Raw genomic sequence first — 26,510 nt, forward strand, 5'->3', positions numbered from 1 at the left:
ATCCCATAGGCAATTTTAAATGTGTGAATGCCATAGCCCAGCGGGGAGAAGGTGCCCGTAGGGCGGATGAGGGGGCCACACGGCACGAAGCCGACGTCAGTCTCCGATATCACCCTCCACGCCGGCCTTATGAAACCTTCTGATCCGTAAGCCGTTATCGTGCCTATGGCCGACGCTAAATTCAATCCGAACTCGGTCGACGGCACCGAACCGCACGGTGCCGGGAACTCGCCCCAGGAGACGGCATCGACGGTGGAGGTCATGCCGCCGCCAGATGTTATCGAACCCGATCCGGAGCTGACGCCCGAGGAGGCCGAGCAGACGCGCAAGCGGTATCTGCTCAAGCGTTTCTGGATCAGCGCGCGCCGTTTCTGGGGCCGCGGCGGCGACAAGCTCGCCTGGCCGTGCTCGATCGGCCTATTGACCCTGATCGGCATGAATGTCGGCTTCCAGTACGGAATCAATCTCTGGAACCGCGCGATTTTTGACGCCCTGGAGCAACACAATGCCCGCACCGTCTATGCCCTGAGCATCGTATTCCTGCCGCTGGCGCTCGGAACTGCAGCCCTTGTCACCGCACAAGTGGCTCTTCGCATGATGATCCAGCGCCGCTGGCGTTCATGGCTGACGACCACCGTCATCGCACGCTGGCTCGCGAGCGGTCGCTACTATCAGTTGAACCTCATCGGTGGTGACCACAAGAACCCCGAAGCCCGCATCGCGGAGGATTTGCGGATTGCCACCGAAGCCCCTGTCGATTTCATCTCTGGTGTCATTGCCGCCTTTCTGTCGGCCTCGACCTTCATCCTGGTGCTCTGGACGATCGGCGGCGCCCTGACCCTCACGATTGCAGATTCGACCGTCACCATTCCCGGCTTTCTTGTCATCACTGCGGTCCTCTATGCCGCGATCACATCAAGTTCTATGACGGTCATCGGCCGCCACTTCGTCCAGGTCTCCGAGGCCAAAAATCAAGCGGAAGCCGAATTTCGTTATACGCTGACGCATGTCCGGGAAAACGGCGAGAGCATTGCACTGCTCGGCGGTGAAGAGGAGGAGCGCAACGACCTCGACAAGACCTTCGCCAAAGTGCTCAGGCAGTGGGCGCTCCTAGCACGCCAGCATATGCGCACAGCCCTTGTGTCGCAGGGATCGAGTCTGTTTGCGCCAGTCGTCCCGGTTTTGCTGTGCGCTCCAAAATTTCTCGAAGGCAGCATGACGCTTGGACAGGTCATGCAGGCTGCCTCTGCCTTCGCCATCGTTCAGAGCGCGTTCGGATGGCTGGTCGATAACTACCCCCGTCTTGCCGATTGGAACGCCTGTGCCCGACGAATCGCTTCGCTGATGATGTCGCTCGATGGGCTCGAGCGCGCCGAACAGAGCAATGCGCTCGGACGCATCAAGCGCGGTGAAACCGAAGGCGATGCGATGCTCAGCCTGAACGATCTCTCCGTGTCGCTTGACGACGGCACCGCCGTGGTCAAGGAAACCCAGGTGGTGATCGACCTGGGTGAGCGGGTGCTGGTCGCCGGCGAATCCGGTTCGGGCAAGAGCACGCTGGTGCGGGCCATCGCAGGTCTTTGGCCGTGGGGCGGGGGCAGCGTCAATTTCCATGCCGACAGACGATTGTTCATGTTGCCACAACGACCCTATATCCCTTCCGGGACGCTTCGCCGCGCCGTCGCCTATCCCGGCGCCGCCGATAGCTGGACGCTCGATAAGATCAAGGCGGCTCTCGACAAGGTGGGGCTCGATTATTTGAACGACAAGATCGAGGAAGAGGCGCCCTGGGACCAGACGCTGTCGGGCGGCGAAAAGCAGCGTCTCGCCTTTGCGCGTCTGCTGCTGCACCATCCCGATATCGTCGTGCTGGATGAAGCAACGTCGGCACTCGATGAGAAGAGCCAGGAAAAGATGATGCAGATGGTGATCGATGAATTGCCTGAGGTTACCATCATCAGCGTCGCGCACCGCGCCGAGCTGGAAGCCTTCCATAGCCGCAAGATCACGCTGGAGCGGCGCGAGGGCGGCGCAAAGCTCGTCAGCGATATCGATCTTATCCCGCGCAAGCGAAAACCGAACCTGCTTGTGCGCGTTTTGAAGAACCCCTCCGTGCTGAAAGACGGCACGAGTTCGAATAAAGACAGCACGGTCCCAGAATGAAATGTCCTTCGTCGGGGCCGGAAGGACTTCGTGCGCCTGCTAGGCCCGAAGCAGACGTCGCTGCAACAGTGACCTATTGCTCATTCTGGGGCAGGTTGTCGGTGATGTCGTAGTAGTCGCCTTTGTCAGCGACAAAGGTATGCATTTTCAGTTTGGTTTCGGTCGGGCTGTCAAATGCACCCATCGCAACACTAAGCCAGTCGCGATGAGGTGGATCCCAAAACAGCGATGATCCGCATATCGCGCAAAATCCACGCCGCACCGTTTCCGAGGATTGATACCAGGTCACATTTTCGCCTCCCTGGATCCTGATCTGACGTCGAGGCACGTCGGTTGAAGCGAAAAAGTGCCCGGATTGTTTTCGACATTTGGAGCAGTGGCATGCGTCTGGCGCTCGCAGATCGCCTTCGATCTCAAAACTTACCGCACCACACAGACAGGATCCTTTATGCATAAGCGTTCCTCCAATAAGCCAAACTTGCCTCCAAGCGCGAGGATCGCGCTGGTTGCCGCGGAATTCTCGGACGCTCTACATCAATCGCCCAACGAAGCTTCCGCGCTCACCATCCGATCCAGATTGTCGATCAACCGCTTGAGCAGATCGACAAGCTGTGCCGCTTCGGCTTCGGTGAACCCGATCAATGCCTCCCTATTTCCCTGGAACAAGGCCACAATTGCCGCCGGCATGCTTTTCTGTGCAGCCTTCGTCAGCACGATGCGGCTGCTGCGCCGGTCAGCCGGGTCGCGTGTCCGCTCGATCAGGCCATCCCGCTCCATGCGGGCGAGCATCTGCGCCATCGGCGGTTGCTCTATTTTTGCAAAGCGGGCGAGGTCGCGCTGCGTGCTTGCCTTGCCGTTTTGCAGCGCGACCAGCACGGGCAACTGGCCGACACCGAAGCCGAGCGGCTTGAGGCGTGACTCGCTGAGGCGGGCGAACCCTCGCGCGGCAAGGCTGATCAGATGCCCTGGCGTCGAAAGCACGTCTTCATCCATTCCGCTTGACCCTTTGCCTGCGCTTGACCGTGAGATATATATGTACGTATGTATATTGGTGCGCGACATTCGGCAATGCCGTTCGATGCCGCCGAGCTGATCTTTCAAAACTCCACTGGGGAAACGATATGTCTGACAATAACGTTGAAATGCTCAAGCGCGTCTATGCCGGCTTCAACGCCAGAGACATCGACGCTGTCCTTGCGGTCCTTTCCGATGATGTCGCCTGGGCCAACGGCATGGATGGCGGCCACGTCAATGGTCGTGAGGCCGTGCGCGACTATTGGACCCGCCAGTGGGCCGTCATCAGCCCGCATGTCGAGCCGGTCGCATTTGCGGAAACGGAAGATGGCGCCGTCGCGGTCGAGGTGATCCAGTCGGTCTTTGATCTCGACGGCCAGCCGCTGCAGGGGCAGACCCATGGCCTGAAGGACAAGACCGTCACGCATATCTTCCGCATCGAAGGCGATAAGATTATTCGCTTCTATATCCGGGATGCCCGGTAAGCCCGGCATGCTCTGTAAGTTTGCACGAACTATGCCGGGGGTGACCGCTCCCGGCGCGTTGCTGCCGACATGTCCGGAAGGTCACCTCCGCATTTCGAGAGAATATCGAGGCCCCGCCGAAGCGCCTAGTGCGAAGCCGCCTCGCTTGTCACAGCCGTCTCTTCGCGCTTCCAGCCATGACCAACCGGGATCAGCCAGGTGGTGAAGAAGGTCAGCACCGCGACGACGACCACGCCCCAGAAGCTCCAGTGCAGCGCCGCATCGAAGACGGCGCGGATTGCCGGGTCGGCGGCGAGCGCCGAGAGCCCGGTCGGCTGGTTCAGCGCCTTATGCAGGTCCGCCGCTTTTTCGCCGCTCGCATAATGGTTGATGCCGGCGTTCAGGATGGCGCCGAGCACGGTGGCGCCGAGCGTATTGCCGAGGCTGCGGGCAAAGATGATCGAGGCGGTGGCGCTGCCGCGCATCGACCATTCGACGCTGTCCTGCACCAGCACGATGCTGGTGAGGCTGATCAGACCCATGCCGAAGCCCATGAAAAAGGAGCCGACGCCGGCAATAACAGGCGAACTCTCCGGCGTGAGGAACAACAGGAAGCAGGCGCCGAAGGGAAACATCAGGCTGCCGACGCGCAAGGTGCGGCGGATGCCGAACGCCTTGTAGAAGCGGCTGGAAAGCATCACCGCCAAAGGCCAGCCGACGACCAGCATGGTAAGCGTGAAGCCGGCAACGATGGGAGAACGGCCGAGCACGCCCTGCACATAGATCGGCAGGATTGTCGAAAGCCCGATCAGCGCCATGCCGGCGAGCAGCGTTGCCGCATTGCTGGTGGCGATCAGCCTTCGGCTCCAGAGCGGGATCGAAATGATCGGCTCCGGCGCCCGCTTCTCCTGGGCGAGAAAGAGAAGGCCCGCGACCACGAAGACGGAAAAAAGCGACAGCAGGATCCAGGCGCTGGCATCGGTTTCGGTCAGCATGATCAGCAGCGCAACGATCGAGATCGAAAACAGCACCGAGCCGAGGTAATCGATCCTTGCCTGCTTGTGCGCCACATCCTCTTTCAGGAAGATCATGAAGGCGATGATCGAGATGATGCCGATCGGCAGGTTGATCCAGAAGATCCAGGCCCAGGAGATATTGTCGACGATGATGCCGCCGGCCAGCGGCCCGACGACGGCCGAGGTCGCCCAGACGGTCGCCATCGCGCCCTGCACGCGGCCGCGTTCCTCGAGCTTGAAGAGATCGCCGATAACAGTCATCGTCACCGGCTGGATGGCGCCCGCACCCAGCCCCTGCAGCAGCCGGAACAGCACCAGCGACATCATCGACCAGGCAAACCCGCAGAGCAGAGAGCCGACGAGGAAGATCAGGATGCCGCCGATCAGCACCGGCTTGCGCCCGAAAATGTCGGAAAGCTTGCCGTAGATCACAGTGGTCGTCGACTGCGCCAAGAGGAAAGCCGAAAACACCCAGCTGTAATAGGAAAAGCCCCCGAGCTGACCGACGATGCGCGGCATCGCCGTCGCCACGATCGTCGCCTCGATCGCCACCATGAAGGTGGCAAGCATGATGGTGGCGACGATAAGCACGCGGTTCGAGCGTTGCGCTGCATTCGACATGACGATCCTCTTCGGGTGCTCCGCGGATGCCGGAAAAATCGGCAGGCTGGCTGGTGTGGGGCGGTGTGCCATGTGCGGAGTGATGGGTAGTTTTACGTCCGCAAGCGCGAGTCGTAAAGCCGTTCCCGCGGCAGCTGATATTTCGCCCGACGTGGGAGCGGCCGAAGCGAAGTCCCGGTGCCACTTCGCCCGGAGCCTTTCATTCCGTCAGGAAGTCAGGCGGCATCCGCCCTATCCTCATTGCGGGCAGGCCTCGCCGGCCGACCCGCTATCCGCGGAACCGGCGGTACAACCCGGCGTCGGCTGCAGATCGGGATTGACCCCACCGGGATTGATCGTGCTCCGGCCGCTGTTGAGATCGACGCCGCCATTGCCGGTCGTGCTGCCTGTTGTGCCGGGATCGGTCCCGACAGACCCGGTGCCCGTTGCACTGCCGCCGGCAGAACCAGTTCCGCCCGAACCGGTGCCGGTGGAACCGGCGCCTGAACTCCCCGACCCGCCAACGATCGGTGCCGCCGAAAGTCGCCCATTGGCATCCGCCCCGCCGGCCGTCTGCGCAAGCGTCGAGCCGGCAAAACCGATCGAAAGGAGGGATATCGCGATGAATTTGCAGGACATAATTTTCTCCGTCGTTTTTGTCTCAGGGAGAAAACCTGCTCTGCCGTGGCATTGTTCCTGTCGTCGGTGCGGATTCACGGTCGTTTGATCGGGGGAGAAACTTCCCTGCAAAGCTACCGGCGCCCGGCTCCCCCGGTACCGAAGCAGAAAGTACCGAGCAAATATCATTGTTGACCGGAGTGCCGAGACGGCCCTCCTGTCATTCGTCATCCATCAAATGAAACTCCCGCGCCGCCTGAGGGCAGAGAAGGCTGAACTGCTCGATCAGCGGCGGCATCCCCGAAGCGCACGAGACGTCTGAATTCTCTGGTAGTGGGAAAGTGACACTCTGCGGTTCTCCGGCAGAAGGTTCGAAGGACAGGGTGCCTTCGCTGCAATTGGCGGTGGAGCGGAAAGTGTCCTTCCCATTCTGTTTTGTGTACATCGCTACGCACTGCTTGACGGTCAGTTTGCCGCCATGGGCTGTTGTCTCCCATCCTGGGTCTCGCTTGCAATATTCCTGGAAGTCGGCCCGAGTGACCTTTCCTTCCATAACTGCAGTGCTTGAATCGATCCCGGTCTTGCTGACAAGCGTTCCATTCCATCCGGCGCAGGAGGCGAGAGGGAAGTCTTCTGCCTGAGCAGCGGACAAGCCAAATGTGCAAAGCGCGATACTTAAAAGCGATGTCCTCATAGATCCTCCTAATCGCCAACCTGCTCTCGTTCGATCGATATCGGTCGCGCTCACATAGATGAAGGGCAGCCCAGCCGCCTTGAGTGAAATAGCGCTCAAGCTGTTGAGGCTTTGCCTGCCGAATGGCCAAAGGTGGACGCAGAATTTTAAGAGAGGCTTAAAATGTGGGGTTTCAGCACGCGATGAAAGAAAAATGGTGCCGCTTGCAGGACTCGAACCTGCGACCCCATCATTACGAATAACGTGTCATCCCCAAAAACAGCGTAACGCTCCCTAACATCATTCCGGCCAAATCCGGAAAAAACATTTAGTACGCAACAAGTTAACATATAAGAATTTAACATTAGTTATCACTCTAAAACACCTCTATAATTTTCCCCCAGCTTTCCCCCGGATGTTCCGGGGAAAATTTTGAGGGGTGGAGAATGACAAAAGCGAAGAGCGCATTTACGGCAAAATGGGTCGAGGCCGTCGCAGCAACCGACAAGCGACAGGAGATTCCCGATCCGAGCCTGAAGGGGTTCTACCTCGTTGTCCAACCGCGTCCGGGCGGGGCGAAGAGCTGGGCCGTCAGATATAAGGGCCATCCGAAGTTTACGATCGGGAGCGTCGCCGCTTGGAAGCTCGCGGACGCGAGGAAAGAGGCCGGCCGAATTATGCGGGCCTACGACGAGGGCCGCGATCCGCGCGCCGAGAAGAAAGAACTGCTCTCCGATGACAATCTAATTGAAAACGTGCTCGCCCAATTTGTGAAGCGGCACGTCAAGCGCAAGAACCGCGACAGCACGGCACAGGCGCAACAGCGCTACATCGACAAGGAACTGATACCACGTTGGAAGGGGAAGCACGTTGCGGCTATCCGCCGGCGGGATATCGTCACCATGCTGGACGACGTTGTTGAAAGCGGCCGGCCTCAGGCGGCGGTACGCCTGCTAGCGCTCACGCGCAAGTTCTTCAATTGGGCCGTCGGCACCGGCTGGCTGGATGCCTCACCCTGTGCCGGCATTCCAATTCCGGCGCCGCTGGTCAAGCGCAAGCGCGTGCTTTCCGATTTCGAGTTGCGGCTGGTGTGGAAGGGTGCCGAGGCAATCGGCTGGCCGTTTGGTCCATTGGTGCAACTGCTCATGTTAACTGGGCAGCGCCGCGAGGAGGTCGCCGCCGCGAGCTGGTCGGAATTCAGTTTGACCGGCCGGGAGCCATTCTGGACCATCCCAGCGGGAAGGGCGAAGAACGGTAATGAGCAACAGGTCGCTTTGGCGCCGACGACGATCTCCATTTTGAACAACCTGCCTAGCATCCAGGGCGGGGGAGATTTTATCCTTTCGACCACCGGCGACACCAGCATTTCGGGATATTCACGGGGCAAGCGACGTCTCGACGAGAAGATCATGGAGATCGCCCGGAACGAGGCCAAGGAAAGGGGTGATCCCGAGGAGGTGAAGCTGGAGCCTTTCACGTTACATGATCTGAGGCGCACCCTTGCCACGCGGCTAGGTGACCTTGGTGTTGCACCGCATACCGTGGAGGCGATTCTCAATCACGCCCGCGTCGGCGTCGCCGCGCACTACAATCATGCACGCTATGAAAAGGAAAAGCGCGAAGCCCTGATCCTGTGGGAAAGGCATATCAGGACGATTATTGCCGCCGAGCCGGGTTCGAACGTCATTTCGTTCGGCAAGATTAGCTTGCGGGAGGCCGGCGAATAGAACCGCTTGATTGCCTTGCGATCAGGCATGTTGGTGAATCGCATCCGCAACATTTGCTTGTCAAAAAGTGAAGCGCTCACTGTATACCGCAAGTTTTACTTGCGGGTAAATAAAATTATTCAGTGTAAATACTGTTTGCATTGAGCGCAGGTGTTTGCCTTTGATGTTGGTTGATTTGGTTCGGTAGCGGCCTTGGAGGTCGCCTGGAGTGCCAAGCCAAGAAGTCCAACCGACAAAGGAGACACGCTCATGGGTAAGCGATATCTGACCCAGCCGCAACTCAGGGAGCGCTACGGCGGCATCAGCGATATGACGGTCTGGCGGTGGGTCAGGACCGGTCGCATTCCAGAGCCGGCGTTGTTCGGCACCAGAAATTATTTTGACGAGGCGGAGCTTGATGAGGCTGATCGCCGGGCAAAAGCCGAGTACCGGCGCGCGCAGGCAGAACCGCCGAAGCATGGACCGCCGCCTCGCAAGAACAACACCGAAACCATTAGGAAATGAGCCCCGCCGCATCGGACGCAGTAAGGGCTCGGTTGGAATAGGCATCGGAAAGTGCCCGAAAATTAATCACATCGAGTTCAACGCGCCAGACCACGGCGGTTCCGAGCAAGAGAGGAGCCGTTATGTCGCAATCGCCTTTCCACAGGCCAGCGGAGCGAAGCGTCACACAACGCGAGAAAACCCGCGAGCGTGTTCGCCGACATCGTGCAGGGAAGAAGCAGGCGGCGGCGATTGAGTTCGTCAGAACGGATGCCAGCCTATTTCTGCACCCGGATCGCTTATCTCAGAAGGCTGGGGCGCCCAAGGCTCACCTGCGCCGGATGGCGATCAAGGAACTGGTCGACAACGCCCTCGACGCTGCGGCGACGGTGACCCTGGTCGAAGTCGACATCAACACGTTCGTTATCTCGGACAATGGTCCTGGGATCGCGCGCGAGAAGGTGGTCGAGCTCTTTTCCGTCACGCGGCCGATGATGTCGACCAAGCTAATCCGGCGCCCAACCCGAGGCATGGTTGGCAACGGACTGCGCGTCGCGACTGGTGCCGCATTCGCCTCGGGCGGCAAGATTATCGTCGAGAGCCGCAAGGTCCGCCAGGAACTCGACTTCGACCGCACCACCGGCGAGACCATCGTCACCGCAACGGACGACAGCGATATCGCCACCGGGACCAGGATCACGATCCGGTTCGGCGACGCACTGCCAATTGATCCGCAGGCGACCGCCTGGGGCAATCAGGCGATCCAACTGGCGGGACCGGCAGCAAAGCCGATGCTGACACATCCGAATTGGTATTCGGCCCCGGCGTTCAAGGAACTGATCGAAGCAGCGCGCGGCACGGCGCAAGACCTCGCAAATCTGTTCGGCGTCGAGTTGTGTAACGCTTCCGGAGATCCGGTTGAGCGAGGTCAATCGGACGCGTCGGAGCGTTACATCGACCCTGAAGCACCCGCATCCGAACTCTCGCTCGACGTGCTGAACCGTCTTGCTCCGCCGCCACCGAAGCTCTTGCCGGTCCCCGAGGATTCTTTCGGCGGTGCCTACAGGATCGAAAAAGCCTTGGCAGTGATCGGTGGCGCGGTCCCTGTGATCGTCCAGGTCTGGGCCAGACAGAAAGGCCGCAACGGTGCGGACGACATCACCCTGATCGTTAATCGGACCCCGACCGTCGCCGAACTGTCGCTTTATTCAGGCGGAGATTCCTATTTCAAGGGCTGCGGTCTTTTCTGCGGACTGGGGCAGGTTCCGAAGGGTTCCTATCATCTGACCATTGCCATCACGACACCGGCCATTGCGCTGATCAGCGATGGCAAAACGCCTGACCTGACGCCGTTCCGGGCATACATCGCCGCTGCCATTGGGTCGGCATTGCGCAAGTCGCACAGGCCGATCAGGCGGGGATACACGATCAAGGACGCGTCCTATCTGGCGATGGCGGAAGCCTATCTGAAAGCCAGCGCAGGCGGCACGCTGCCCGCAAACGCAAGGCAGATCATGTACGCGGCGCGACCGGCGATATTGGAGATGACCGGCCATAGCAAACTGAACGATGTCTATTTCACCCAAACGCTGTTGCCGGCCTTCATGGAGGAAAACCCAGAGACTTCGGCGCATTGGGATGTGATCTACGATGCGCGCGGCCATCTGGTCGAGCCGCATACTGATCATTCGATACCGCTCGGCACATTGCATGTCCGTCAATATCTCCAGCGCCAACGGCGGCACGACACCGGCGCGCTGATCTCGACCGCCGGCGGCCTGCACCAGACTGCCGGTCCCGGCGACCGCTACGGCGCGGTGCTGTTCCTTGAAAAGGAAGGCTTCGAGCCGCTGTTGCGGGCAACACGGATCGCGGAGCGCTTTGATATCGCGGTCATGTCGACAAAGGGCATGTCGGTTGTCGCTGCCAGGGCGCTGGTCGACCGGCTTTCCGCACAAGGCCTTCCGATCCTGGTCGCGCACGATCTCGACATCGCCGGAATCAGGATCTTCGGCACGCTGGGATCGGACAGCACGCGCTACACATTCACCAGCACTCCGGACATTCGGCGCCTGGGCCTGAGGCTTGAACAGGCCGAAGAGATGCAGCTGCAGGCCGAGCACCAGGAGATCGAGGGCAACCACCGCAAGGTGATGAAGGGCCTTCAACGCTACGGCGCAACTCATAACGAACTGCTGTTCCTCGCCGACGGCCGGCGCGTCGAGTTGAACGCGATGTCGTCGGACCAGTTCATTGAGTGGCTTGAAGCCGGGCTCCTCGAACACGGCGTGCAGAAAGTCATCCCATCGGTCGAGATCATCGAACAGCGGGCAAGGCAGATCCTCGGCCTGCAACGAATTAAACAGCAGATCGCCGATCTGGAATGCCGCGCGCGGGAACAAGCCGCTATGGTCGACCTTCCTGCCGATCTTGCCGAGCGCATCCGCTGCGAATTCGAGCGTGATCCGTCGATCCCATGGGAGGATGCGCTTGGCCTGGCCCTCGACGGTGAGGGAGACGCGTCATGAGCTACGACGCCGTCCGATGGGCACGCAAACAGCGTCTGGGTGATCCGCTCGCCAAGAATGTTTTGGTTGCCCTTGCCGAGCACCTCAATTCCAAGACCGGGCAATGCAACCCGAAGGTTGCGACGATCTGCCGAGAGACAGACTTTTCTGAACGTGCGGTCCGCAAGGCCTTGGTCACGCTAAAGCAGGTGGGTCTAATCCGGGTCGAGGGTGGCGGTAAGGCGGGAAACAGCTACCAGCTTTTGGGCGATTTTAACCGGCACGCGGTGCCGGATAACGAAGCCCCGGAACTAAATTTAACCGGCACCAGCGCCGGTCTAACCGGCACGTCGTGCACCCCTAAACCGGCACGTGGTGCACCTCCTAATAAAGAACCGGAATCAGAACCGGAAAGAACAAGGAGTGGGTCGCGCAAGCGCGGACTCGGGCCAGACCGGGGCACGCGCATACCCGACGATTTCCAGCCGGACCTTTCCGAAGCCCAGAAGTTGGGACTTACAAGCGACGAAGCTCTGCTGGAGGCCGACGCCTTCCGCGACCACTGGCGCTCGAAGGCCGGTGCGGACGGGCGAAAACTCGACTGGCCGGCAACTTGGCGCAACTGGTGTCGCCACGAATGGAAATTTCGCCAACGGCGCATCGGGAACGGCGGGGCGCCGAAACAGCAAGACTTTGGAGGCTTCCTCAAAGGCGAGTCCGAACGAATTCATCAACAGAAAGGAGGCGTTCATGGAGAAGCCGAATTTTGGCGCCGACGAGGCATTCCGACCGGCAACCCACGCTGACCGCGTCGATGCCCTGCGTGTTCTAGCAACTGCGCTGCCGGGGCGGCAGCCGGCCGACATGCAGATCATGTTGGGTGCTTTTGAAGTTGCGTTGGAAGGCTGTTCGCGTTGGGGCCTGGCGCAGGCGACGCGCGAGATTCTGAAAGGATCGCTCGGTCACGGTTTTATGCCCAGCCCGCCTGAACTGAGGCGCGAGGTAAACCGGGTGATGGGTCCGCATGAGGCTGCTCGGCGGCGCGAGGCCGAGGCGGAGCGCCTCTACCGGTGGCCCGAAGATGACCAGCGGCGCGCCCTGCCGGCTCCGAAAGGCGATCCGAAGGCCGTCGCCAAGTGGCGCGTCAGGCGGGCCGCCCAGAAAGCGGAGGCAGCAGCGAAGTCGGCAGGCGCTCCCGTCGATCAGGCACTATTCGCTGACCGGGATGCGCGACTAAAAAGGACATCATCCGACGCGGTTTGGGAATTCATGGCGCGGCAGGACCGTCGGCACGATGCGCTTCGATCGGAGTCGGGGACCGAGACCGGCCATGATGACGGATGACCTCGCCGCCCTCGATAAGCTGATAGAAGGCGCACGACGTCACCGACGATGATTTCGCCCCCGGCAATCTGATCGAACTGCCGGTCGCCGCTCAACCCGTCGGGATTGCACTTGGAAGGGAAGCCGAGATGACAAGCTATACGCTCGCCCTCGTTAAAATATTCGGCCTTCAGGGCCAGGGTTGGTGATCGATGGGTGCCGCAGAACGTCAGCGCCGTTATCGGGACCGGCGAAAAGCCGGCCGCCGCGTGCTCCAAATTGAGATCGACGAGGTCGAACTCGCCGCAGCGCTGGAGAGGTTGCATTTTCTCAACCCCTTGGAAGCAGACGACGATGAAGCAGTCCTCAAGGCTTTCCGTGCGATGGTCGTGGTGCTCTGCCGGGGGCTGGCCGGTGACACGTAACGGCGGGCTTCGAAGCGATCTGCTACAGTCGAGAAATGACGGAATCGAGAACATGCGACATAGTGAGGTCGAAGATGATCAGCGATGCTGCGCTGCATGAAGCCGCCCATGTCTTGGCGGCCCTGGGGCATGGGATAGGTGTCCTTCATGCATCGATCGACGAGGTAATCCTGAGGCCACCCGGTGATAGTCTTGAGCGCGGACGGCACCACGGCGCGGTGGCGGCAGGATACGGAATAACCGCGCTAGCGGGCGGAGCTGCGGCGCCCGGCACCGGCCTGTCGAAGTCCGATGAGCTGCTTCTGGAGCGTGCGCTTTTCTTGGGGTCCTGGTCCGATTCTCCCGACGAGATGCGACGCGCACTTTCTGCTCTCGCCGATTCCTTCGCGCACGATCATCGTACGGAAATCGAGAGACTGGCCGGGATCCTTGAGCAGCGCCACAGCATATCGGGGATCGAGGTCGCGGAAATTATCGAAGGGTGGAGCCGTGACCGATAAGGATGGTGAACAGGAACTCGCTATGATCGCGGCGCGTGCGGCAGAAATCAAAGCCGGCCTGGACGCTGCCTACTCAGTGGAGGAGCTGCGACGGCCACTAAGCACACGGAGCGTTCATGCGCTCATCGCTGGCGCGACCGCCAGTACAGCAGCGAAGCTGAAGGCACTCTCTGCCCGCATTGAGGAACTCGAAGCCGGTGGCGTCCGCTACGCCGGCACCTGGCAGCGGGCCTTGGCTTACCAGAAAGGCACGGTCATCACGAACACTGGCAGCATGTGGGTAGCCCTTCGAGACACGAGCGAAGGCGAAAGGCCCGGTGACGCTCCCGATGCGTGGCAACTCGCGGCTAAGGCGGCTCGGCCGGTCGTGCGTGCGAAGGCGACAGGGGAACAATGATGATGACGGTCGATGACATCGAGCAGGTCGATGCGGTGCTGTGCGAGGACGGCCGGAATGTCGCATTTTACGGCCACACGTCCGACGATGATCAAACTTTCTTCTTCTCGGTCTCGTTGCCGATGACGATCGAGGAGGACGCCTTCGAGGACCTGCTGCCGGAGTGGCGTGAATTAGGCTGGCAGCATTGGATGCAGACATGAGTATTGAACGCATTGCCCAAGTCCTCTCATAGCTTGTCCTCGGTCGAGGGCGGTCGGCTTTTGGAATAGCCGGCCGCCTTTGGGTTCAATGCAAAACTCATTCACGGCTTGAGAGCCATTCGGCAATCTCGCTCGGCGTGGCGTCGAAACGCACGCCGAGAACGACCGCATTACGATATGCGTCTATCAGCATATATTGGCCTCGATTATTCGAATGCAGATAGCGCTCGCGTGATTTTCGCACGACATAACCGAGCCGTTTGGCGCGTCGCCGTGCTGTCTGCGCAGTCAGGTCTTGCTGCATGGCAATATCCTTTCACTTGGTTGAAAAGAGGTAGCAGCCGACGCCTGATCACGCTCGTCGGTTTCCTACCGTTTTTGCCTTGCGATGCCTTGCCACGCCAGTCGGACCGAGACGAACTCGCTCTCGATGCCTGTCGCCCAGGATCAGGTTGCGACGGGACTTTGGTCACGGATATGTGACGTGGCGGCACTATGTCACGTCAAGCAAAGCTTGCCAATGTCCAAAGTGCGGTCGCGAACCGGGGGGCGGGTCGAACGTTGAAAAGAGAAGCCCTCGGGACCCGCGCGCCCCTCACGTAGAGAATTTTTTTGACGCTGGCGAAACATCAGGTGGACGGTATTTCGCCGATTGCCCGAGGTCAGACATCATCTTGTTGCAACGGCGATGTAACTTGGATTTGGGATGCCCGTTGCACTTTGACCTCATTGAAATGCCAGAGCGCCAGAACCAACGTCGCCACGATGAAGAAGGCGAGCGCTGCCAGATGGATTTTGCCGATGCGGCGCGCGAAATAGGACTTGGCCTTGGCTTCGACAGCTTGGGCCATGGCCCTTCTCCGCTTGTCGTCTTCAAGGAGATGCCGGACTATACGTCCATGTGACCGATCCTGCACGCGGGACTGATCATCGTCCTTTGGCTCTGCATTCAACCCGTGAAGCACGCCGCTAAAGATCAGGATCGCCAGCAACACCCAGAGCATCAGGAAGGACATGCCAAAAAGGCGTTCGCTGATGGTGGTCATATTCATCGCAATCTCCGGGCTACTGATCAATGATCGCCCTGCCATCAAAGAGGAACTGACACATGATTAGTAATCAGTTGCCACTAACATGGGTATATTTCCCGTCCATGGATGAAGCATCCGAACAGTGCCCCGGCCGCCCGCCCCATCGCCCGACGGACATACAACGCCGTCTCGTCCAGATGCTTGCCGCCGAGGGCGTCCCGCAACGCGAAATCTGCCGCTTGCTAGCGATCGATCCGAAAACGTTAAGGAAGCGCTATCGCCGAGAGCTGGACGTCGGCGCCGCGAAGCTCGAATGCGCCCTTACTTTCCACCTCCTCCGCATCGCCGGAGGTAGAGGCGCCGTCGCGTTGAAGGCGATCCGGTTTGCATTGCAGTCACGCTTCGGATGGTCGGAATTTGCGCCACGACCGCCCGACTGAAGGCCGGATGCGCCGGACCACCTCATCTAGATCGTGAACCCATGAAATACTGTCGCGCAACCGGACAGGTTGCGTCATCGAGCTGCGTTAACGATACATTAAAAATGCAATTTGACGTAGAGCCGAATTCTGCGATGTTTGTTCCCGGCAACTGAGGGGTTGCCCGGATATAGAGTTCAATCGCTCGGCGCACCGAAGCAGTGGACTCGCGAAAGAGGTTGGGGCGGATCTTCATGAGACTACCTGTATTGCTCGCGCTGGCTGCCGGCGCTCTGTCATCGTGTGCGGCATCAAGCTCGATGCGCACAGCTCAGAACGAAATCATCATCAAGACACGGGCGGCGCCGATCTGCGGCGATACCGGTGCTATGAAGGTTGCCGCGAAACAAGCTGCGATCGAGACGATCAAAGCGGGCTATGATCGCTATATAATCGTCGGGCAGGCCGGCGCCGACACTACACGAGTTGTCCAGATGCCCGGCTCTTATTCGACCACAGGTACGGCGACAGTCTACGGGAACACCGGATATTACAGCGGGAATACGGTCTACAATCCCGGTCCGACATTCGTGACGGGTGGTCACAATCAGGATCTCGCTGTCCGCATGTTCAAGGAAGGCGAGCCGGGAAGCCAGAATGCCCTTTCCGCCAGGGACACCCTCGGGCCGAAGTGGGCGCTAATTGTCCGGGACGGCATCAACACCTGCGCGGGATAGCGGCCGGCGGGGCTTCGCGAACCTTCGCTCTTCGAAGAAGTAGGTGCTTCGGGTGGGACGTACCCAGACTAAGTGGATCTGTGAGAAGGTTTATTAGGAGGGGGCATGTCAAGCAAAAGGAAGCAGCAGAAGGCCATCAGACAGAAACGTAGTGCAGTCGCTGCTAATGAAGTGGCGTCACGAGCGCGGCGTGCCTTAGCGCTGGGGAAGCTTATTGCTGACCTTGAGCTGTTGGTTAGTCGGTCATCAGGCCTGCGGCACTATTCGTATAAGCTGCGACTATACAACGCGCGAATTGCCCTGAAGCGACTGAAGCGGTCTGCGAAAGAGCGTTTTCCGAAGGGGGAGCGCACCACATTCGTCGTGAACCCAAAAGGCTTTCAAGCGGGCGCTCCGGGGTTGATCCAACAAAAGCGGAGGTGATGTTGGTTTACCCAAAGATTGAAAGCCGGGAATCGAGGGAGGTCTTGTGACACGCATTCTATCGGCAGTGGTCCTGGTCCTGGTATCATCGTCATCGAGTGGGCTGGCCCAACAGAGCTTTTCTTGTCCGATCGGAAGGGAACCGGCATGTTTGGAGTATGGCGCTAAAGTCTGCACCAGCTTCAGTAAATGCGTCGAAGAGAGCGCCTCATGCTTCCGTCCCAGCACTTGCGACTACAACGGCTTCATGTGTGTATCGGATCATGACGACTACGTGAAAAAGGCTAAGGCGATGGCGTCTGCGTATGACGACTTTAAGGCTTGCGTTACACGGTCGTCAGACATGGAAAGTGTGCAATCGTGTATCCGATCTGACAACCTTCGCCTGCCGTAGCAATATTTCCAAGTTCGAACTTACAGGTCTAGAAGCATGAGGGGCGCCGAGCTCGACGAAGACGGCGATGTTGATGAGGAAGCTTGATTGAGTGATGATCGAAATCAGCTATGGATTGCTCTGTGCATCGTAGGCCCCTTTTGCGCCTACTACTGGTATTGGTTCATCAGGTCGATCGTCTTCTACAGTAGAAACGGCTTCAATTTCACCGAAGATTTCGGGCCAGAGGCCTACTGGGCCGATCGCGGAGGTGATGATGATCGCGTGTTGATGAAGCCAAAAGAGAAGTTCTTTATCGCCGGGCCTTCTTTCGTGGTAATAACCTCGGTTATGTTGATCTTAATAGTTTTAGGCTTGGCGGGAACTATTTAGCGTTGCCGTTTAAGTCAAAAACGGCCGCGTTATCCTGCACCTCGCGCAGCCCTTTGTAGGATGCATGTCGCAGTTTTCCGTCATGCGTCCAGGCGCGGTATTCGATCTCGGCAACCAGCTCCGGACGAATGAAGACCGCATTTCGCTTCCTTCCTGTTTCGACGGCCGGCTTGTCGATGACCAGCTTGTCCATCTGCCGCCGGAGCTCGGTGGCGGAACGTTCGTTAAAGCCGGTCCCTACTCCCCCCACATAGACGAGTTCATCGCCCTTGCGCGCGGCGAGCAGAAGCCGCCCTATTCCGCCGAACGATCCGGTCGACTTCTCATAGCCGACGATGATGAAGCCGTCGCTCTGGATGCACTTGATCTTCAGCCAGTCGCCAAGCCGACCGCTGCGATAGGTGCTGTTCCGGTGTTTGGCGATGATCCCTTCAAGGTCATGCTCGCAGGCAATGCGTAGCAGCGTGTCTCCATCCGCTTCGACCTCCTCGGATAATCGGATGGCCTCTTCTCCGCCGGCTGGCACCAGCCCCTCAAGGAGATGGCGCCGAGCGGTGAGCTCGGTTCCGGTGAGGTCATGGCCGTCGAAATAGAGGAGATCGAACACCAACAATACGGCTTCCCGAGACGTCCGCTTTCCGCCGCGTCCGCCCAGCGACTGCTGGAGCCGACCGAAATCCGAACGGCCGTGCTCATCGAACACGACGGCTTCACCGTCGAGGATCGCCGTCGAGACTGGAAGGCGTTTCGCTTCGGCCGCGATTGCAGGAAAGCGATCCGTCCAGTCATGGCCGCCGCGCGTCAGGATGCGAACTCCCGACGGCTCGATGTGGACGGCCAGGCGATAGCCATCCCACTTGATCTCAAAAACCCAATCGTCGCCCTTCGGAGGTTTGGCTTTGAGCAGCGCCAGGCAGGGCTCGACGCGCGCCGGCATCGGGTCTAGGGGAAGATTAGGCTGGGCGGGATCTCGGCGCCGTCGCGGCCGGCTGCGGAGCGGCGTGCCGGCTTCACCGAGGAGCGGCTGCGAAGGTTTGCGAGGCGGCTTTGTCATGCCCCAAGTTCATCAGCAATATCTTAAAAAGCAATTTGCCAAAATTCATTATCCGCGGCGGGAACTTTTGTAACAGCGGCGGGTTTTGCGCGAGGATGCGCTTCGGTCCCGTCTCCAGCAGCTATGGCGCATCTACCTTTCCGTCAAATTAGCCCCGCCAACCAGCGGGGCTTTTTTGATCGCCGCCAGCTGTGATCTGGGAACCTCTTCAGGCGGTTACGGGTTTTGACGACGGGCCGCACGGCTTAGTATCTTGTACTGCTGCGCCAGCACCCCCTGTTCGCAGCGTCCGTGCGGTCCACCACCAGACCCGGTCTCCTTCTAATGTCCGATAGCGTACGGGAACCGGGCGCGGCGCCCAGCGTTAAAGTATCGGGACCGCGCGCGAGAGTCCTGCACGCCCTTGCAAACCTCTCACCATTGCCCAACCGCACGCGCGGTCTCAACTTTTTTCCTCTTTCGCAATTGCCCCGTTTCGGCGGGGCTATTTTTTGTCGCGCTAAAAATTCATTATTGACTCGGCCGGTACCGAGAACATAATCAGAACATCGCTCGGGCGGAGCATTCACAAAATCATGCGGCAAGCAACCTCTATCGAGGAAAGGATGACGCATGGCCGAAACGATCGGCGAGGCAATGGATGCAGGATGGGATATCAGCGCCAGGTGCGCCTGGGGAAGGCGCGATGGACTGAAGAGTGTCCGCCAATGCCCCTGGAAACATACGCTCGATATCGTCACGCTGGTGGCGACGAGAGGTCGGGATTTTCCGCTGGCGATGTTGTCGCAGCGCATGCGCTGTCCGGTCTGCGGCAGTCGCAGGGTGGCGATTGCCTACCTGCCCAAAGCCGAGCCGCCGCGCTTGATGACGATGGGGAGAAATTGACGATGCCCCGTTTCCAATCGATAAGGGACTGGTCGCCGGGATACATACACGCCACGCCAAGTCATCTCGACATCATGGCCGAGTGCGTCGCGTGTGGCGAAACCCGGCCGTTCTCGAAAGCCTCGCTGCCGCACGGTCTACAACATGCTGAGGTGCGCGATGTCGAGAAGCGGCTGAAATGCGCATCATGCGGCGCAAAGGCGGGAAAGCTGCTGTTCGGAAATTATTTGGAGGAAGACTGATGCGCTGGCGGCCGACAGGGATGGACGACACTGCGCCTTGCCAGAATGAGGGGAAGATTCCGCATCATGAGTATTGAAGGGCACTCGACGGCGCCAGGGGCGAACGTCATCGCCGAGCACTATTGCTGCGTCGCTGGCTGCGCGAGGTGGGGAAGCCTCGGCTTTTCCCAATCGAAGACGGTCGAAACGATCTGGTGGTGCGCCGAGCATTATCCCTATTGGGGGGAGCTCAAGAGCCGGAGCAATTCCAAATGATAGCTGGATTGATCATCTGCGCATCGCTGACGGTCGTCGACGGCGACACCGTGAAATGCGATGGGCAGAACATGCGACTGCTTGGGGAGGGCGTGCCGTTCGTCTCCGGCATCGATACTCCGGAGATCGGATCGCACGCGAAGTGCTTGAAGGAACGAAGACTGGCGTTGATCGCCAAGGGCCGGCTACGTGAGCTACTGGCTGAGAAGGGCTTGCGGGTGATGTTCAGCGGCGCGGTGGACAAGACACAAACGCACCGGCCGCTCGTCAACATTTATCGCACCAACGGGGAAGAGATTGGGAAGAAGCTGCTGCTGGAAGGCTTCGCTCGCAGCTGGAGCCCTATGCAGCGCAACGATTGGTGTGGCTGATTGTCAGAGCGAGAGTGGTCGCAGTGACGCGATGATGGCGTTCGGGTCGTCTCCTTCGGCCGCGCGCTGAAGATCGATCCGGAAAACCGTGAGGCGACGCTTTCGCCGCGAGCTGGATGTCGGCGCCGCGAGGCTTCAAGCCGCTCTTGTCGGCTATCTGCTCCGCCTTGCCGCCGGCACTGACGACGTGGCGCTGAAGGCGATCGTCTTCATACTGAGGGCTCGGTTCGGATGGTCGCCGTACCTGCCGCCGCCTCGCTGATAAAGCGCGTCCAGTTCGATCCAGGCCGGTCCGAAGAGGAATTGACGACTCACCTCATCAGGTAGTGAGATGGCTTGACTGAGCGGGATGGGGGCGAGCAATGAACGAAGCACAGCGATACGTTACCGTAGGCAGGCTGATCGAAGAACAGCCCGATGATGCTGATGAACACGCCGTTCTAAGGTGGGTTGGACGGGCAACGGCAATTGCCAAGGAGATCGATTTCGTAAGCGCCGCAGAGCTGGCCGCCATCAGTTCGAGCAGCCATATATCTGGCATGACGAACACTGTTCGGAAGGCCAACGCCGTCCTCTACCGATTGCTTGGGCAGGCTGAGATGGCTGCACCAATGTCAGATCAAGGTGCGTTCATCGCAGCCGGCAGCGCGTTGGATGCTATGAGCGCAATTGGCCGTGTTCTGGTCCAGGCAACGCAACGATTGAGAATTGTTGATCCATATATGGATTCGAAGGCACTGACTGACTTCGCCATCCTTGCGAATGAGGGAATCGAGATAGAATTGTTGACGGACGAGAAGTCCGTAAAGCCCACGTTCGAACCAGCTCTGGTACGGTTCCGGCAACAGTACGGTTCCACACGCCCCGCCCATGCCCGGTTGGCGGCACCAAAATCACTGCATGATCGGCTCATCGTAGTCGATGAAAAGACCGTCTATACGGTTACCCAGTCTCTGAATGCTCTGGCAGACCGATCGCCCGCCTCGATAGTTCGGGTGGACGGAGAATCTGCTCGGCTCAAGATTGATGCATACGATCAGTTCTGGGCGTCTGCCAGACCGGTTTGACCGTGCTAGGGTGATCCTTGCCATCGGCGTTGACGACATACGTCTAATTCCATCCCGGCATTCACCGGCGATCCGTCAATTTGATAACTTGCGGTAGGCTCTGAGAGCGGCGACTATTCAGAGGGGTATTTACTGGGGGGCGGTATGGCTATCAGGTTCAGGAAATCGTTCAAACTCGCGCCGGGTCTCCGGCTCAACATGGGCAAAAAGGGCGCCAGCCTTCGGGTTGGTCCAAAGGGTGCCGGCTACACCGTCGGGACGTCGGGGCAGCGCGTCAGCGCCAGCATCCCCGGAACCGGCGTTGGCTTCACCTCAAAGGTCGGCAAACGAAAATCTGACAACCAGAACACCAACTCCAGCTTAGGTTCATGGGTTACCGGTTTGGTGGGCCTCTTCCTGATTTGCGTGTTCCTGAACTGGTTGTTCTGACAAGCTTGCAAACCTTGCACATGTGCATGATTTAGCGCCCACCTTCACACCGTGCGCTCCGGAGAAGCGATCAAGTCGCCAAGTTGGCAACTCGTTAACGGCTTTCCGGAGAGCGGCCTTCGTGGGCTCTTCGCCTGAAGCAAGTTTTTCATCAAGGGTCCGGCGGACAACGCCGGGGTCAGCGGCTTCGGCGTCTCGGATCAGGCGGGCGTCGTGGATTTCCTTGTGCGTGAGGCCGATATCTCCGGCGCTTGGCGCTTCCAAAGCGGAAGTGCTACGGCCTTGGTTGGAAGCGCGAACCTCGCCCCGCTCTTGAGCGGCGTCGTATTCGTCGGCCAGCATGCGCTTTGCCAGAGCCTCTATCTCAACGGAATCCGCTCTGGGCTCGATGCGCGGCGGCAATTAATTCATCGTGCGCGCCGTTCTTCTCGATGCCGGCTTCGGCAAGAGTAGGAAGTGAGTTAGGCGGGGTTTTTCGTACCCGCGTAAAAGGTCTTCGGTAGCCGGGCGACTGTTTCCTTTTGCGCCTGCCGCATTTGACCGGGCCGCAGCTCTCGCCTCCTACCCCCGGCAAGCCGATGACAAGACGCTGGAAAATTATGCGACCCGGGTTCGGTCGCGCGCCATCAAGCGGGCGGGCGAGGTGCTGAACGAGTTCGAGCCGCAGAAGGGTGGAGATCGGAAATCCGAGGAATTCAAAAGACCGGCGCCGGCCCTTTGAACACCCGGAAGGACGCCGCCGAGGCCGCCGGCATGTCCGAGCGGCAGGCGAAAACCGCCATCCGAGTCGCCAACGTTCCTACCGAGGAATTTGAACGGCAGGTCGAAAGCGATGACCCGTCGACGGTTACCGAACTGGCGGAGCAAGGCATACCCCTTTTGTCGAGATGTTCGCCGGGCTCCAAGGCGGCTACGATCTTCGCGCGTGGGAGAGATGGAGGCATGCGTCAGGGGTATCGCGTTCCGCAGAAGAGATCGGTGCTGCTCAGGGCGCCGGGTTTGGTCATCGGCGCTATCGCGTTCGGTGCAGCCGGCGGCTGGACCGCGAGCGACTTGATCGCTGCATGGAGCGCTCCTGGCGGCTCCGGACAATCGTGCCGGATCAAGGGCAACGTCTCCATCGACACCGGCGAGCGCATCTTCCACGTGCCGGGGCAGAAATACTACGCACAGACGAAAATCAGCCCCAAGTATGGAGAACGGTGGTTCTGCTCGGAATTTGAAGCCTGGGCGGCCGGCTGGCGGAAATCGAAATCGTGAGGCTTTGGCGTCGGACATGACGCCGAAAATGGACTTGACCGAAGATGACCTCGGCAAGCTTGCCGAAGTTTCTGGGCACCGGCAAAGAGACGTCCCTACGCGCGATGTTCGGCACGGAGCATAATTCCCCCGGCTTGCCGACGAAACGCGCTGGCGGCCCCGTCGGAGGCAAGGCGGAGCATCAAGGCCGGCTGGACAGGTTCCAGAATTCACAGAGCAGATCGAGGTATTCGCGGCGGTCGCGGGCGGCTTTGAGATTGGCCCGCTCAGAAGCAGGGAAGAACGGATCTGAAAGAGATTAATCACTGAAGTAGAGATTAGTCTCAGTAGCTTTTGACATTAGTGCAATTTTGAGTTTCACTCAGTTTGGGTTCTGAGCGGGGCTTCAATGAACAAGCTGCTTATCTGCTGCGGGGCGGCAGCTCTTTTGTCGGGCTGCGCCGACTACTTAAATCATCGCGACACCATCACGTTCGGGGCGGGGAGTGCTATGGAGGCGAATAAGGCGATCCACATTGCCCAGCCGTTCAATCCGCAATCTCAGAACACCCGAATCTATGCCGACGGCCGGCGCGTGGGCAGGGTCATGACGGAATATAATGGCGGCCCGATTCAGAGCGGCCAGCAGCCATATTCCGGAAACTGCCCATCTGAAGAAGATATCGCTGCCGACGGGTCGAGATGCGGCGGCAGAGCCGCATCGGTGCAATGAGTGTTCGGAAACCGGAAGCCAATTTTCCCCCAGATTTTCCCCCAAGGGGTGAAATTACGGTAAGCCGCACTATGTCCGGCGCCGTATTTCTTTGTATTATCTGGAGGTTTTTGGTGCCGCTTGCAGGACTCGAACCTGCGACCCCATCATTACGAATGATGTGCTCTACCACCTGAGCTAAAGCGGCATTTCACGGCCGAAGCATGCGGCCCGCGATTTGCATGGCGCTGATACAGCCATTGTCCGAAGATTTCAAGCACCCTGTCATGGCTTTGGCAAAAAAGAGGGCAGCGGCGGGAAGGTGCGCCTCAGAGCGCCAGCCGGGCGCGTGCCGCCCTGTATTCGGCCTCCAGCCGGTCGACGAGATTTGCCACCGGCTCGACCGCTTTGATGGCGCTGATGCCCTGGCCGCTGCCCCAGATGTCCTTCCAGGCCTTGGCGCCGCCGGTTGCCTGTTCGAAATCCATCTTCGAGGGATCGGCGAGCGGCAGGTTGTCGGGGTCCATGCCGGCAGCCACGATCGAGGGCTTGAGATAGTTGCCGTGTATGCCGGTGAAAAAGTTGGAATAGACGATATCGCCGGCGGCGCCTTCGACGATCGCCTGCTTGTAGGCGTCTGCGGCGCGCGCCTCTTGCGTGGCGATGAAGGGCGAGCCGATATAGGCCATGTCGGCGCCCATCGCTTCTGCGGCAAGGATGGCGCCGCCCGTGGAAATCGCGCCGGCGAGCAGCAGCGGCCCGTCGAACCATTCGCGGATTTCCTGGATCAGCGCAAAGGGCGACAGCGTGCCGGCATGGCCGCCGGCGCCGGCCGCGACCGCAATCAGCCCGTCGGCCCCCTTGCGGATCGCCGAATGGGCGTGGCGATTGTTGATAATGTCATGCAGCACGATGCCGCCATAGGAATGCACGGCGGCGTTGACCTCGGGCACGGCGCCGAGCGAGGAGATGACGATCGGCACCTTGTATTTGACGCAGAGCGACAGGTCGTGCTCCAGCCGCTTGTTCGACATGTGGACGATCTGGTTGACGGCAAAGGGAGCGGCCGGCCGCTCGGGATGGGCGGCGTCGTAGCGGGCGAGTTCCTCGGTGATCTCGGCCAGCCATTCGTCGAGCTGGCTTTCCGGCCGGGCGTTCAGCGCCGGAAAGGCGCCGACGACGCCGGCCTTGCATTGCGCCAGCGTCAGCTTGGGATGCGAGATGATGAACAGCGGCGAGCCGATGACCGGCAGTCTCAGTTTATCCCTCAGGATCGGGGGCAGGGCCATGGTTCACCACTTCCATTGACGTTTACGAAAACGTCAATCTCATAACAGAGAAGAAAAGCCGATAAAAGAGCGGCTGCCATGCCTTCGCCGATTTCACCCCGAATATATGTCTGCAATAGCTGACAAAATGAGGCCTGCAAGCGCTGAAACCTGCCGATTATCCCCGCCGATCAACCGCGCCCCGCCCCGCAAGGCTTGCGGTTTGCCGCACTTGCCGCTACCGAATTTTGATGGAGAACGGCGGGGATTGCAGTCCGATGCCGAGTTCAAGGTGAAGGACTAGACGTGAGCGGATTAGAAACGGCCATCAGAACAGCGCTCGAAAATTCCGAACGCGACAATCCGGAGGTTCGAGCGAGGATCTATCAGTCGGCCCGCCAGGCGCTTGAAGCCGGTCTCCGCAAGCAGGATATCACCGATACCGAGGTCGTCGCCCATCACCGCCATCGTCTGGAAAGCACCATCCACGCCATCGAAGGCGAGGAGCGCGACCGCCTCCACCCCCGCCAGCGGCCGCCCGAAGTGCCCGTGCCGCCTGTCGTGGAAATGCCACCTGCGGTTCACCGCGCCGAAGTCGACGATATTGACAGCCCCGCAGTGCCGGGCGAGACCCGCGCCCCCGAGGTGACCTTCGGCCGCCGCGATGAGGCGAGCCTCGACGACGTGCATGCCGGCAGTGCCGATCATCTGGCTGCCGCCCCCGTCGGCGAGGAGCGCCTTGCCCGCGGCCAGCGCGCCACCAATATGGATTTCCGCCCGGAGCGGGCGGCAGGCCGCCGCAAACCGCGCAAATTCTTTTCGCGGCTGCTCGTCTGGTGCGTGTTGCTGGCTTTCGTCGGCATCGGCGCCTGGTGGGCGCATACATCGGGCCTGCTGCTGACGGCGGCCGAACGCGACACCAGCGTCGCCAATCCGCCGGCCAGCACTCAGCCCGAGGATTTCACCGGCAATGACGACAGCGCCGGCAAATCAGCCTCCCCCACCGATCAGCCGGTGACCATCGATCCGCAGAATAGTTTCTCGGCCGATTGGATCCCCGTGTTCAAGCCTGACGACGCCGACAAGATCAAGAGCAGCCCGCGGGCGCGCACCGAAAAAATCACAGAAAATGACGGCCCCGCCATCCGGCTGATTTCCGAGAGCGGGGCTGCCGACGGAAATATCGCCATCAGCGTGCCCGCTTCGGTGCTGCAGCAGCTCGCCGGCAAATCCTCGACCATCGCGCTGACCCTGCAATCGACCAGTGACGAGCCGACCCAGGTCACCGTCGAATGCAATTTCCAGACGCTCGGCAATTGTGCCCGCCATCGCTTCAACGTCACCCGCGAAAAATCGGATGCGCTGCTGCAGGTGAAGTTCGACCGCTCGCTGGCGCCGAATGCGCCGGGCACGTTGACGATCAACAGCGATCTCGACGGCAAGGCGCGCGGCATCAACCTCTTCGCCATCCGCATCCTGCCGGGGCAATGACGCTCCGC

The 26,510-nt window shown here is 59.8% G+C and carries 34 protein-coding genes and 2 tRNA genes; 24 read left to right on the forward strand and 12 right to left on the reverse strand.

Annotation, left to right across the window (positions count from 1 at the left end; translation table 11 throughout):
- On the reverse strand, positions 1-263 hold a 263-nt coding region (locus tag CO667_RS35670), incomplete at its 3' end, for a hypothetical protein (RefSeq protein ID WP_210421754.1).
- On the opposite strand from CO667_RS35670, the gene CO667_RS30280 reads away from it, so the two are divergent.
- Positions 166-2,163 (forward strand): ABC transporter ATP-binding protein/permease, encoded by a 1,998-nt coding sequence (locus tag CO667_RS30280; RefSeq protein WP_097621853.1) that lies wholly within the window; start codon positions 166-168, stop codon positions 2,161-2,163. The two genes, CO667_RS35670 and CO667_RS30280, sit on opposite strands and share 98 nt — an antisense overlap.
- A 73-nt stretch (positions 2,164-2,236) precedes the next feature.
- Here the strand turns inward: CO667_RS30280 and CO667_RS30285 are convergent, their stop codons facing one another.
- Positions 2,237-2,617 (reverse strand): GFA family protein, encoded by a 381-nt coding sequence (locus tag CO667_RS30285; RefSeq protein ID WP_097621854.1) that lies wholly within the window; start codon positions 2,615-2,617, stop codon positions 2,237-2,239.
- Positions 2,618-2,697: 80 nt separating this feature from the next.
- Positions 2,698-3,156 (reverse strand): MarR family transcriptional regulator, encoded by a 459-nt coding sequence (locus tag CO667_RS30290; protein ID WP_097621855.1) that lies wholly within the window; start codon positions 3,154-3,156, stop codon positions 2,698-2,700.
- Positions 3,157-3,284: 128 nt separating this feature from the next.
- Between CO667_RS30290 and CO667_RS30295 the strand changes: the two genes are divergently transcribed.
- Entirely contained in the window at positions 3,285-3,662 is a 378-nt protein-coding gene (locus CO667_RS30295) for a nuclear transport factor 2 family protein (RefSeq protein ID WP_097621856.1), read from the forward strand.
- Between the two features lie 125 nt (positions 3,663-3,787).
- On the opposite strand, the gene CO667_RS30300 is transcribed toward CO667_RS30295, so the two are convergent.
- The 4 genes from CO667_RS30300 to CO667_RS30315 form a co-directional block, all read right to left on the reverse strand.
- Positions 3,788-5,278 (reverse strand): MDR family MFS transporter, encoded by a 1,491-nt coding sequence (locus CO667_RS30300; protein ID WP_097621857.1) that lies wholly within the window; start codon positions 5,276-5,278, stop codon positions 3,788-3,790.
- Between the two features lie 237 nt (positions 5,279-5,515).
- Complete coding sequence (locus CO667_RS30305) at positions 5,516-5,896, reverse strand: hypothetical protein (protein ID WP_097621858.1); 381 nt, start codon at positions 5,894-5,896, stop codon at positions 5,516-5,518.
- Positions 5,897-6,095: 199 nt separating this feature from the next.
- A complete protein-coding gene (locus tag CO667_RS30310) occupies positions 6,096-6,569 on the reverse strand; it encodes a hypothetical protein (RefSeq protein WP_097621859.1) in 474 nt (157 codons plus the stop codon).
- 194 nt (positions 6,570-6,763) lie between these two features.
- Positions 6,764-6,832 (reverse strand) — tRNA-Thr (locus tag CO667_RS30315).
- 162 nt (positions 6,833-6,994) lie between these two features.
- Here CO667_RS30315 and CO667_RS30320 point away from each other — a divergent pair.
- The 9 genes from CO667_RS30320 to CO667_RS30355 all read left to right on the forward strand — a co-directional run bounded on the left by CO667_RS30320 (position 6,995) and on the right by CO667_RS30355 (position 14,113).
- Complete coding sequence (locus CO667_RS30320) at positions 6,995-8,275, forward strand: site-specific integrase (protein ID WP_097621860.1); 1,281 nt, start codon at positions 6,995-6,997, stop codon at positions 8,273-8,275.
- A 249-nt stretch (positions 8,276-8,524) separates the two neighbouring features.
- Positions 8,525-8,779 (forward strand): helix-turn-helix domain-containing protein, encoded by a 255-nt coding sequence (locus tag CO667_RS30325; RefSeq protein WP_097621861.1) that lies wholly within the window; start codon positions 8,525-8,527, stop codon positions 8,777-8,779.
- A gap of 122 nt (positions 8,780-8,901) precedes the next feature.
- Positions 8,902-11,286 (forward strand): ATP-binding protein, encoded by a 2,385-nt coding sequence (locus CO667_RS30330; protein WP_097621862.1) that lies wholly within the window; start codon positions 8,902-8,904, stop codon positions 11,284-11,286.
- Positions 11,283-12,071 carry a helix-turn-helix domain-containing protein gene (locus tag CO667_RS30335; RefSeq protein ID WP_097621863.1) on the forward strand — a complete coding sequence of 263 codons (789 nt, stop codon included), beginning with the start codon at positions 11,283-11,285 and terminating at the stop codon, positions 12,069-12,071. Before CO667_RS30330 ends, CO667_RS30335 begins: the two co-directional genes overlap by 4 nt.
- A complete protein-coding gene (locus CO667_RS30340; protein WP_097621864.1) occupies positions 12,016-12,609 on the forward strand; it encodes a hypothetical protein in 594 nt (197 codons plus the stop codon). The genes CO667_RS30335 and CO667_RS30340 overlap by 56 nt, the downstream gene beginning before the upstream one ends.
- A 191-nt stretch (positions 12,610-12,800) precedes the next feature.
- Positions 12,801-13,013: a hypothetical protein gene (locus CO667_RS35070; RefSeq protein WP_143540767.1), complete on the forward strand. Its 213-nt coding sequence runs from the start codon at positions 12,801-12,803 to the stop codon at positions 13,011-13,013.
- 74 nt (positions 13,014-13,087) lie between these two features.
- Positions 13,088-13,513 carry a hypothetical protein gene (locus CO667_RS30345; RefSeq protein ID WP_097621865.1) on the forward strand — a complete coding sequence of 142 codons (426 nt, stop codon included), beginning with the start codon at positions 13,088-13,090 and terminating at the stop codon, positions 13,511-13,513.
- Entirely contained in the window at positions 13,503-13,910 is a 408-nt protein-coding gene (locus CO667_RS30350) for a transposase (RefSeq protein ID WP_097621866.1), read from the forward strand. The genes CO667_RS30345 and CO667_RS30350 overlap by 11 nt, the downstream gene beginning before the upstream one ends.
- Positions 13,910-14,113, forward strand: a complete 204-nt coding sequence (locus CO667_RS30355; protein ID WP_097621867.1) for a hypothetical protein — start codon at positions 13,910-13,912, stop codon at positions 14,111-14,113. The genes CO667_RS30350 and CO667_RS30355 overlap by 1 nt, the downstream gene beginning before the upstream one ends.
- A 97-nt stretch (positions 14,114-14,210) precedes the next feature.
- Here the strand turns inward: CO667_RS30355 and CO667_RS30360 are convergent, their stop codons facing one another.
- Together CO667_RS30360 and CO667_RS30365 are read right to left on the reverse strand one after the other, a co-directional pair.
- Positions 14,211-14,417 carry a hypothetical protein gene (locus tag CO667_RS30360; protein WP_097621868.1) on the reverse strand — a complete coding sequence of 69 codons (207 nt, stop codon included), beginning with the start codon at positions 14,415-14,417 and terminating at the stop codon, positions 14,211-14,213.
- Between the two features lie 358 nt (positions 14,418-14,775).
- On the reverse strand, positions 14,776-15,165 hold the full coding sequence (locus tag CO667_RS30365) for a hypothetical protein (RefSeq protein ID WP_097621869.1): 390 nt from the start codon (positions 15,163-15,165) through the stop codon (positions 14,776-14,778).
- 56 nt (positions 15,166-15,221) lie between these two features.
- Here CO667_RS30365 and CO667_RS30370 point away from each other — a divergent pair, with 56 nt between their 5' ends.
- The 3 genes from CO667_RS30370 (at position 15,222) to CO667_RS30385 (ending at position 17,489) form a co-directional block, all read left to right on the forward strand.
- Complete coding sequence (locus CO667_RS30370) at positions 15,222-15,584, forward strand: RNA polymerase subunit sigma-70 (protein ID WP_348627818.1); 363 nt, start codon at positions 15,222-15,224, stop codon at positions 15,582-15,584.
- A gap of 299 nt (positions 15,585-15,883) precedes the next feature.
- On the forward strand, positions 15,884-16,300 hold the full coding sequence (locus CO667_RS30375; RefSeq protein ID WP_245433351.1) for a hypothetical protein: 417 nt from the start codon (positions 15,884-15,886) through the stop codon (positions 16,298-16,300).
- A 904-nt stretch (positions 16,301-17,204) separates the two neighbouring features.
- Entirely contained in the window at positions 17,205-17,489 is a 285-nt protein-coding gene (locus tag CO667_RS30385; RefSeq protein ID WP_097621872.1) for a hypothetical protein, read from the forward strand.
- Here CO667_RS30385 and ligD read toward each other — a convergent pair.
- Complete coding sequence (gene ligD / locus CO667_RS30390) at positions 17,482-18,543, reverse strand: non-homologous end-joining DNA ligase (protein WP_097621873.1); 1,062 nt, start codon at positions 18,541-18,543, stop codon at positions 17,482-17,484. The two genes, CO667_RS30385 and ligD, sit on opposite strands and share 8 nt — an antisense overlap.
- A 612-nt stretch (positions 18,544-19,155) precedes the next feature.
- Between ligD and CO667_RS30395 the strand changes: the two genes are divergently transcribed.
- The 9 genes from CO667_RS30395 to CO667_RS30435 all read left to right on the forward strand — a co-directional run bounded on the left by CO667_RS30395 (position 19,156) and on the right by CO667_RS30435 (position 23,764).
- Positions 19,156-19,428 carry a hypothetical protein gene (locus tag CO667_RS30395; RefSeq protein ID WP_179874251.1) on the forward strand — a complete coding sequence of 91 codons (273 nt, stop codon included), beginning with the start codon at positions 19,156-19,158 and terminating at the stop codon, positions 19,426-19,428.
- A 2-nt stretch (positions 19,429-19,430) separates the two neighbouring features.
- Positions 19,431-19,670 (forward strand): hypothetical protein, encoded by a 240-nt coding sequence (locus tag CO667_RS30400; protein WP_097621874.1) that lies wholly within the window; start codon positions 19,431-19,433, stop codon positions 19,668-19,670.
- A 66-nt stretch (positions 19,671-19,736) separates the two neighbouring features.
- Positions 19,737-19,925: a hypothetical protein gene (locus tag CO667_RS30405; RefSeq protein WP_097621875.1), complete on the forward strand. Its 189-nt coding sequence runs from the start codon at positions 19,737-19,739 to the stop codon at positions 19,923-19,925.
- Positions 19,922-20,296, forward strand: coding sequence for a nuclease (locus CO667_RS30410; RefSeq protein WP_097621876.1), 375 nt, complete (start codon positions 19,922-19,924; stop codon positions 20,294-20,296). The genes CO667_RS30405 and CO667_RS30410 overlap by 4 nt, the downstream gene beginning before the upstream one ends.
- Before the next feature lie 88 nt (positions 20,297-20,384).
- The gene (locus CO667_RS30415) at positions 20,385-20,558 is read left to right on the forward strand and encodes a hypothetical protein (RefSeq protein WP_245433354.1); all 174 of its coding nucleotides are present in this window, start codon (positions 20,385-20,387) and stop codon (positions 20,556-20,558) included.
- 100 nt (positions 20,559-20,658) lie between these two features.
- Positions 20,659-21,363, forward strand: a complete 705-nt coding sequence (locus CO667_RS30420) for a hypothetical protein (RefSeq protein WP_097621878.1) — start codon at positions 20,659-20,661, stop codon at positions 21,361-21,363.
- 144 nt (positions 21,364-21,507) lie between these two features.
- Positions 21,508-21,792 carry a DUF4236 domain-containing protein gene (locus tag CO667_RS30425; RefSeq protein WP_097621879.1) on the forward strand — a complete coding sequence of 95 codons (285 nt, stop codon included), beginning with the start codon at positions 21,508-21,510 and terminating at the stop codon, positions 21,790-21,792.
- Between the two features lie 942 nt (positions 21,793-22,734).
- Positions 22,735-23,052: a succinoglycan biosynthesis protein exoi gene (locus CO667_RS30430; protein WP_097621922.1), complete on the forward strand. Its 318-nt coding sequence runs from the start codon at positions 22,735-22,737 to the stop codon at positions 23,050-23,052.
- 388 nt (positions 23,053-23,440) lie between these two features.
- Positions 23,441-23,764, forward strand: a complete 324-nt coding sequence (locus tag CO667_RS30435) for a pilus assembly protein (protein ID WP_143540768.1) — start codon at positions 23,441-23,443, stop codon at positions 23,762-23,764.
- 111 nt (positions 23,765-23,875) lie between these two features.
- Here the strand turns inward: CO667_RS30435 and CO667_RS30440 are convergent.
- A tRNA-Thr gene (locus tag CO667_RS30440) sits at positions 23,876-23,951 on the reverse strand.
- A gap of 121 nt (positions 23,952-24,072) precedes the next feature.
- Entirely contained in the window at positions 24,073-25,032 is a 960-nt protein-coding gene (locus CO667_RS30445; RefSeq protein ID WP_097621881.1) for a nitronate monooxygenase family protein, read from the reverse strand.
- Between the two features lie 285 nt (positions 25,033-25,317).
- Here CO667_RS30445 and CO667_RS30450 point away from each other — a divergent pair, with 285 nt between their 5' ends.
- Positions 25,318-26,502, forward strand: a complete 1,185-nt coding sequence (locus CO667_RS30450) for a regulator (protein WP_097621882.1) — start codon at positions 25,318-25,320, stop codon at positions 26,500-26,502.
- Positions 26,503-26,510: the final 8 nt, after the last annotated feature.

This window comes from Rhizobium sp. L43 (assembly GCF_002531725.1).
In the GTDB taxonomy this organism is placed as follows: domain Bacteria; phylum Pseudomonadota; class Alphaproteobacteria; order Rhizobiales; family Rhizobiaceae; genus Rhizobium.

Coding starts and splice junctions, on each gene's coding strand:
- CO667_RS30295 (WP_097621856.1), top strand. CDS start 3,285: ATGTCTGACAATAACGTTGAAATGCTCAAGCGCGTCTATGCCGGCTTC.
- CO667_RS30280 (WP_097621853.1), top strand. CDS start 166: ATGGCCGACGCTAAATTCAATCCGAACTCGGTCGACGGCACCGAACCG.
- CO667_RS30430 (WP_097621922.1), top strand. CDS start 22,735: ATGCGTCAGGGGTATCGCGTTCCGCAGAAGAGATCGGTGCTGCTCAGG.
- CO667_RS30330 (WP_097621862.1), top strand. CDS start 8,902: ATGTCGCAATCGCCTTTCCACAGGCCAGCGGAGCGAAGCGTCACACAA.
- CO667_RS30420 (WP_097621878.1), top strand. CDS start 20,659: ATGAACGAAGCACAGCGATACGTTACCGTAGGCAGGCTGATCGAAGAA.
- CO667_RS30365 (WP_097621869.1), bottom strand. CDS start 15,165: ATGAATATGACCACCATCAGCGAACGCCTTTTTGGCATGTCCTTCCTG.
- CO667_RS35070 (WP_143540767.1), top strand. CDS start 12,801: ATGGGTGCCGCAGAACGTCAGCGCCGTTATCGGGACCGGCGAAAAGCC.
- CO667_RS30320 (WP_097621860.1), top strand. CDS start 6,995: ATGACAAAAGCGAAGAGCGCATTTACGGCAAAATGGGTCGAGGCCGTC.
- CO667_RS30325 (WP_097621861.1), top strand. CDS start 8,525: ATGGGTAAGCGATATCTGACCCAGCCGCAACTCAGGGAGCGCTACGGC.
- CO667_RS30425 (WP_097621879.1), top strand. CDS start 21,508: ATGGCTATCAGGTTCAGGAAATCGTTCAAACTCGCGCCGGGTCTCCGG.
- CO667_RS30290 (WP_097621855.1), bottom strand. CDS start 3,156: ATGGATGAAGACGTGCTTTCGACGCCAGGGCATCTGATCAGCCTTGCC.
- CO667_RS30405 (WP_097621875.1), top strand. CDS start 19,737: ATGAGTATTGAAGGGCACTCGACGGCGCCAGGGGCGAACGTCATCGCC.
- CO667_RS30335 (WP_097621863.1), top strand. CDS start 11,283: ATGAGCTACGACGCCGTCCGATGGGCACGCAAACAGCGTCTGGGTGAT.
- CO667_RS30395 (WP_179874251.1), top strand. CDS start 19,156: ATGGCCGAAACGATCGGCGAGGCAATGGATGCAGGATGGGATATCAGC.
- CO667_RS30345 (WP_097621865.1), top strand. CDS start 13,088: ATGATCAGCGATGCTGCGCTGCATGAAGCCGCCCATGTCTTGGCGGCC.
- CO667_RS30310 (WP_097621859.1), bottom strand. CDS start 6,569: ATGAGGACATCGCTTTTAAGTATCGCGCTTTGCACATTTGGCTTGTCC.
- ligD (WP_097621873.1), bottom strand. CDS start 18,543: ATGACAAAGCCGCCTCGCAAACCTTCGCAGCCGCTCCTCGGTGAAGCC.
- CO667_RS30285 (WP_097621854.1), bottom strand. CDS start 2,617: ATGCATAAAGGATCCTGTCTGTGTGGTGCGGTAAGTTTTGAGATCGAA.
- CO667_RS30305 (WP_097621858.1), bottom strand. CDS start 5,896: ATGTCCTGCAAATTCATCGCGATATCCCTCCTTTCGATCGGTTTTGCC.
- CO667_RS30340 (WP_097621864.1), top strand. CDS start 12,016: ATGGAGAAGCCGAATTTTGGCGCCGACGAGGCATTCCGACCGGCAACC.
- CO667_RS30435 (WP_143540768.1), top strand. CDS start 23,441: ATGAACAAGCTGCTTATCTGCTGCGGGGCGGCAGCTCTTTTGTCGGGC.
- CO667_RS30445 (WP_097621881.1), bottom strand. CDS start 25,032: ATGGCCCTGCCCCCGATCCTGAGGGATAAACTGAGACTGCCGGTCATC.
- CO667_RS30370 (WP_348627818.1), top strand. CDS start 15,222: ATGATTAGTAATCAGTTGCCACTAACATGGGTATATTTCCCGTCCATG.
- CO667_RS30360 (WP_097621868.1), bottom strand. CDS start 14,417: ATGCAGCAAGACCTGACTGCGCAGACAGCACGGCGACGCGCCAAACGG.
- CO667_RS30400 (WP_097621874.1), top strand. CDS start 19,431: ATGCCCCGTTTCCAATCGATAAGGGACTGGTCGCCGGGATACATACAC.
- CO667_RS30375 (WP_245433351.1), top strand. CDS start 15,884: ATGCGCACAGCTCAGAACGAAATCATCATCAAGACACGGGCGGCGCCG.
- CO667_RS30410 (WP_097621876.1), top strand. CDS start 19,922: ATGATAGCTGGATTGATCATCTGCGCATCGCTGACGGTCGTCGACGGC.
- CO667_RS30300 (WP_097621857.1), bottom strand. CDS start 5,278: ATGTCGAATGCAGCGCAACGCTCGAACCGCGTGCTTATCGTCGCCACC.
- CO667_RS30355 (WP_097621867.1), top strand. CDS start 13,910: ATGATGACGGTCGATGACATCGAGCAGGTCGATGCGGTGCTGTGCGAG.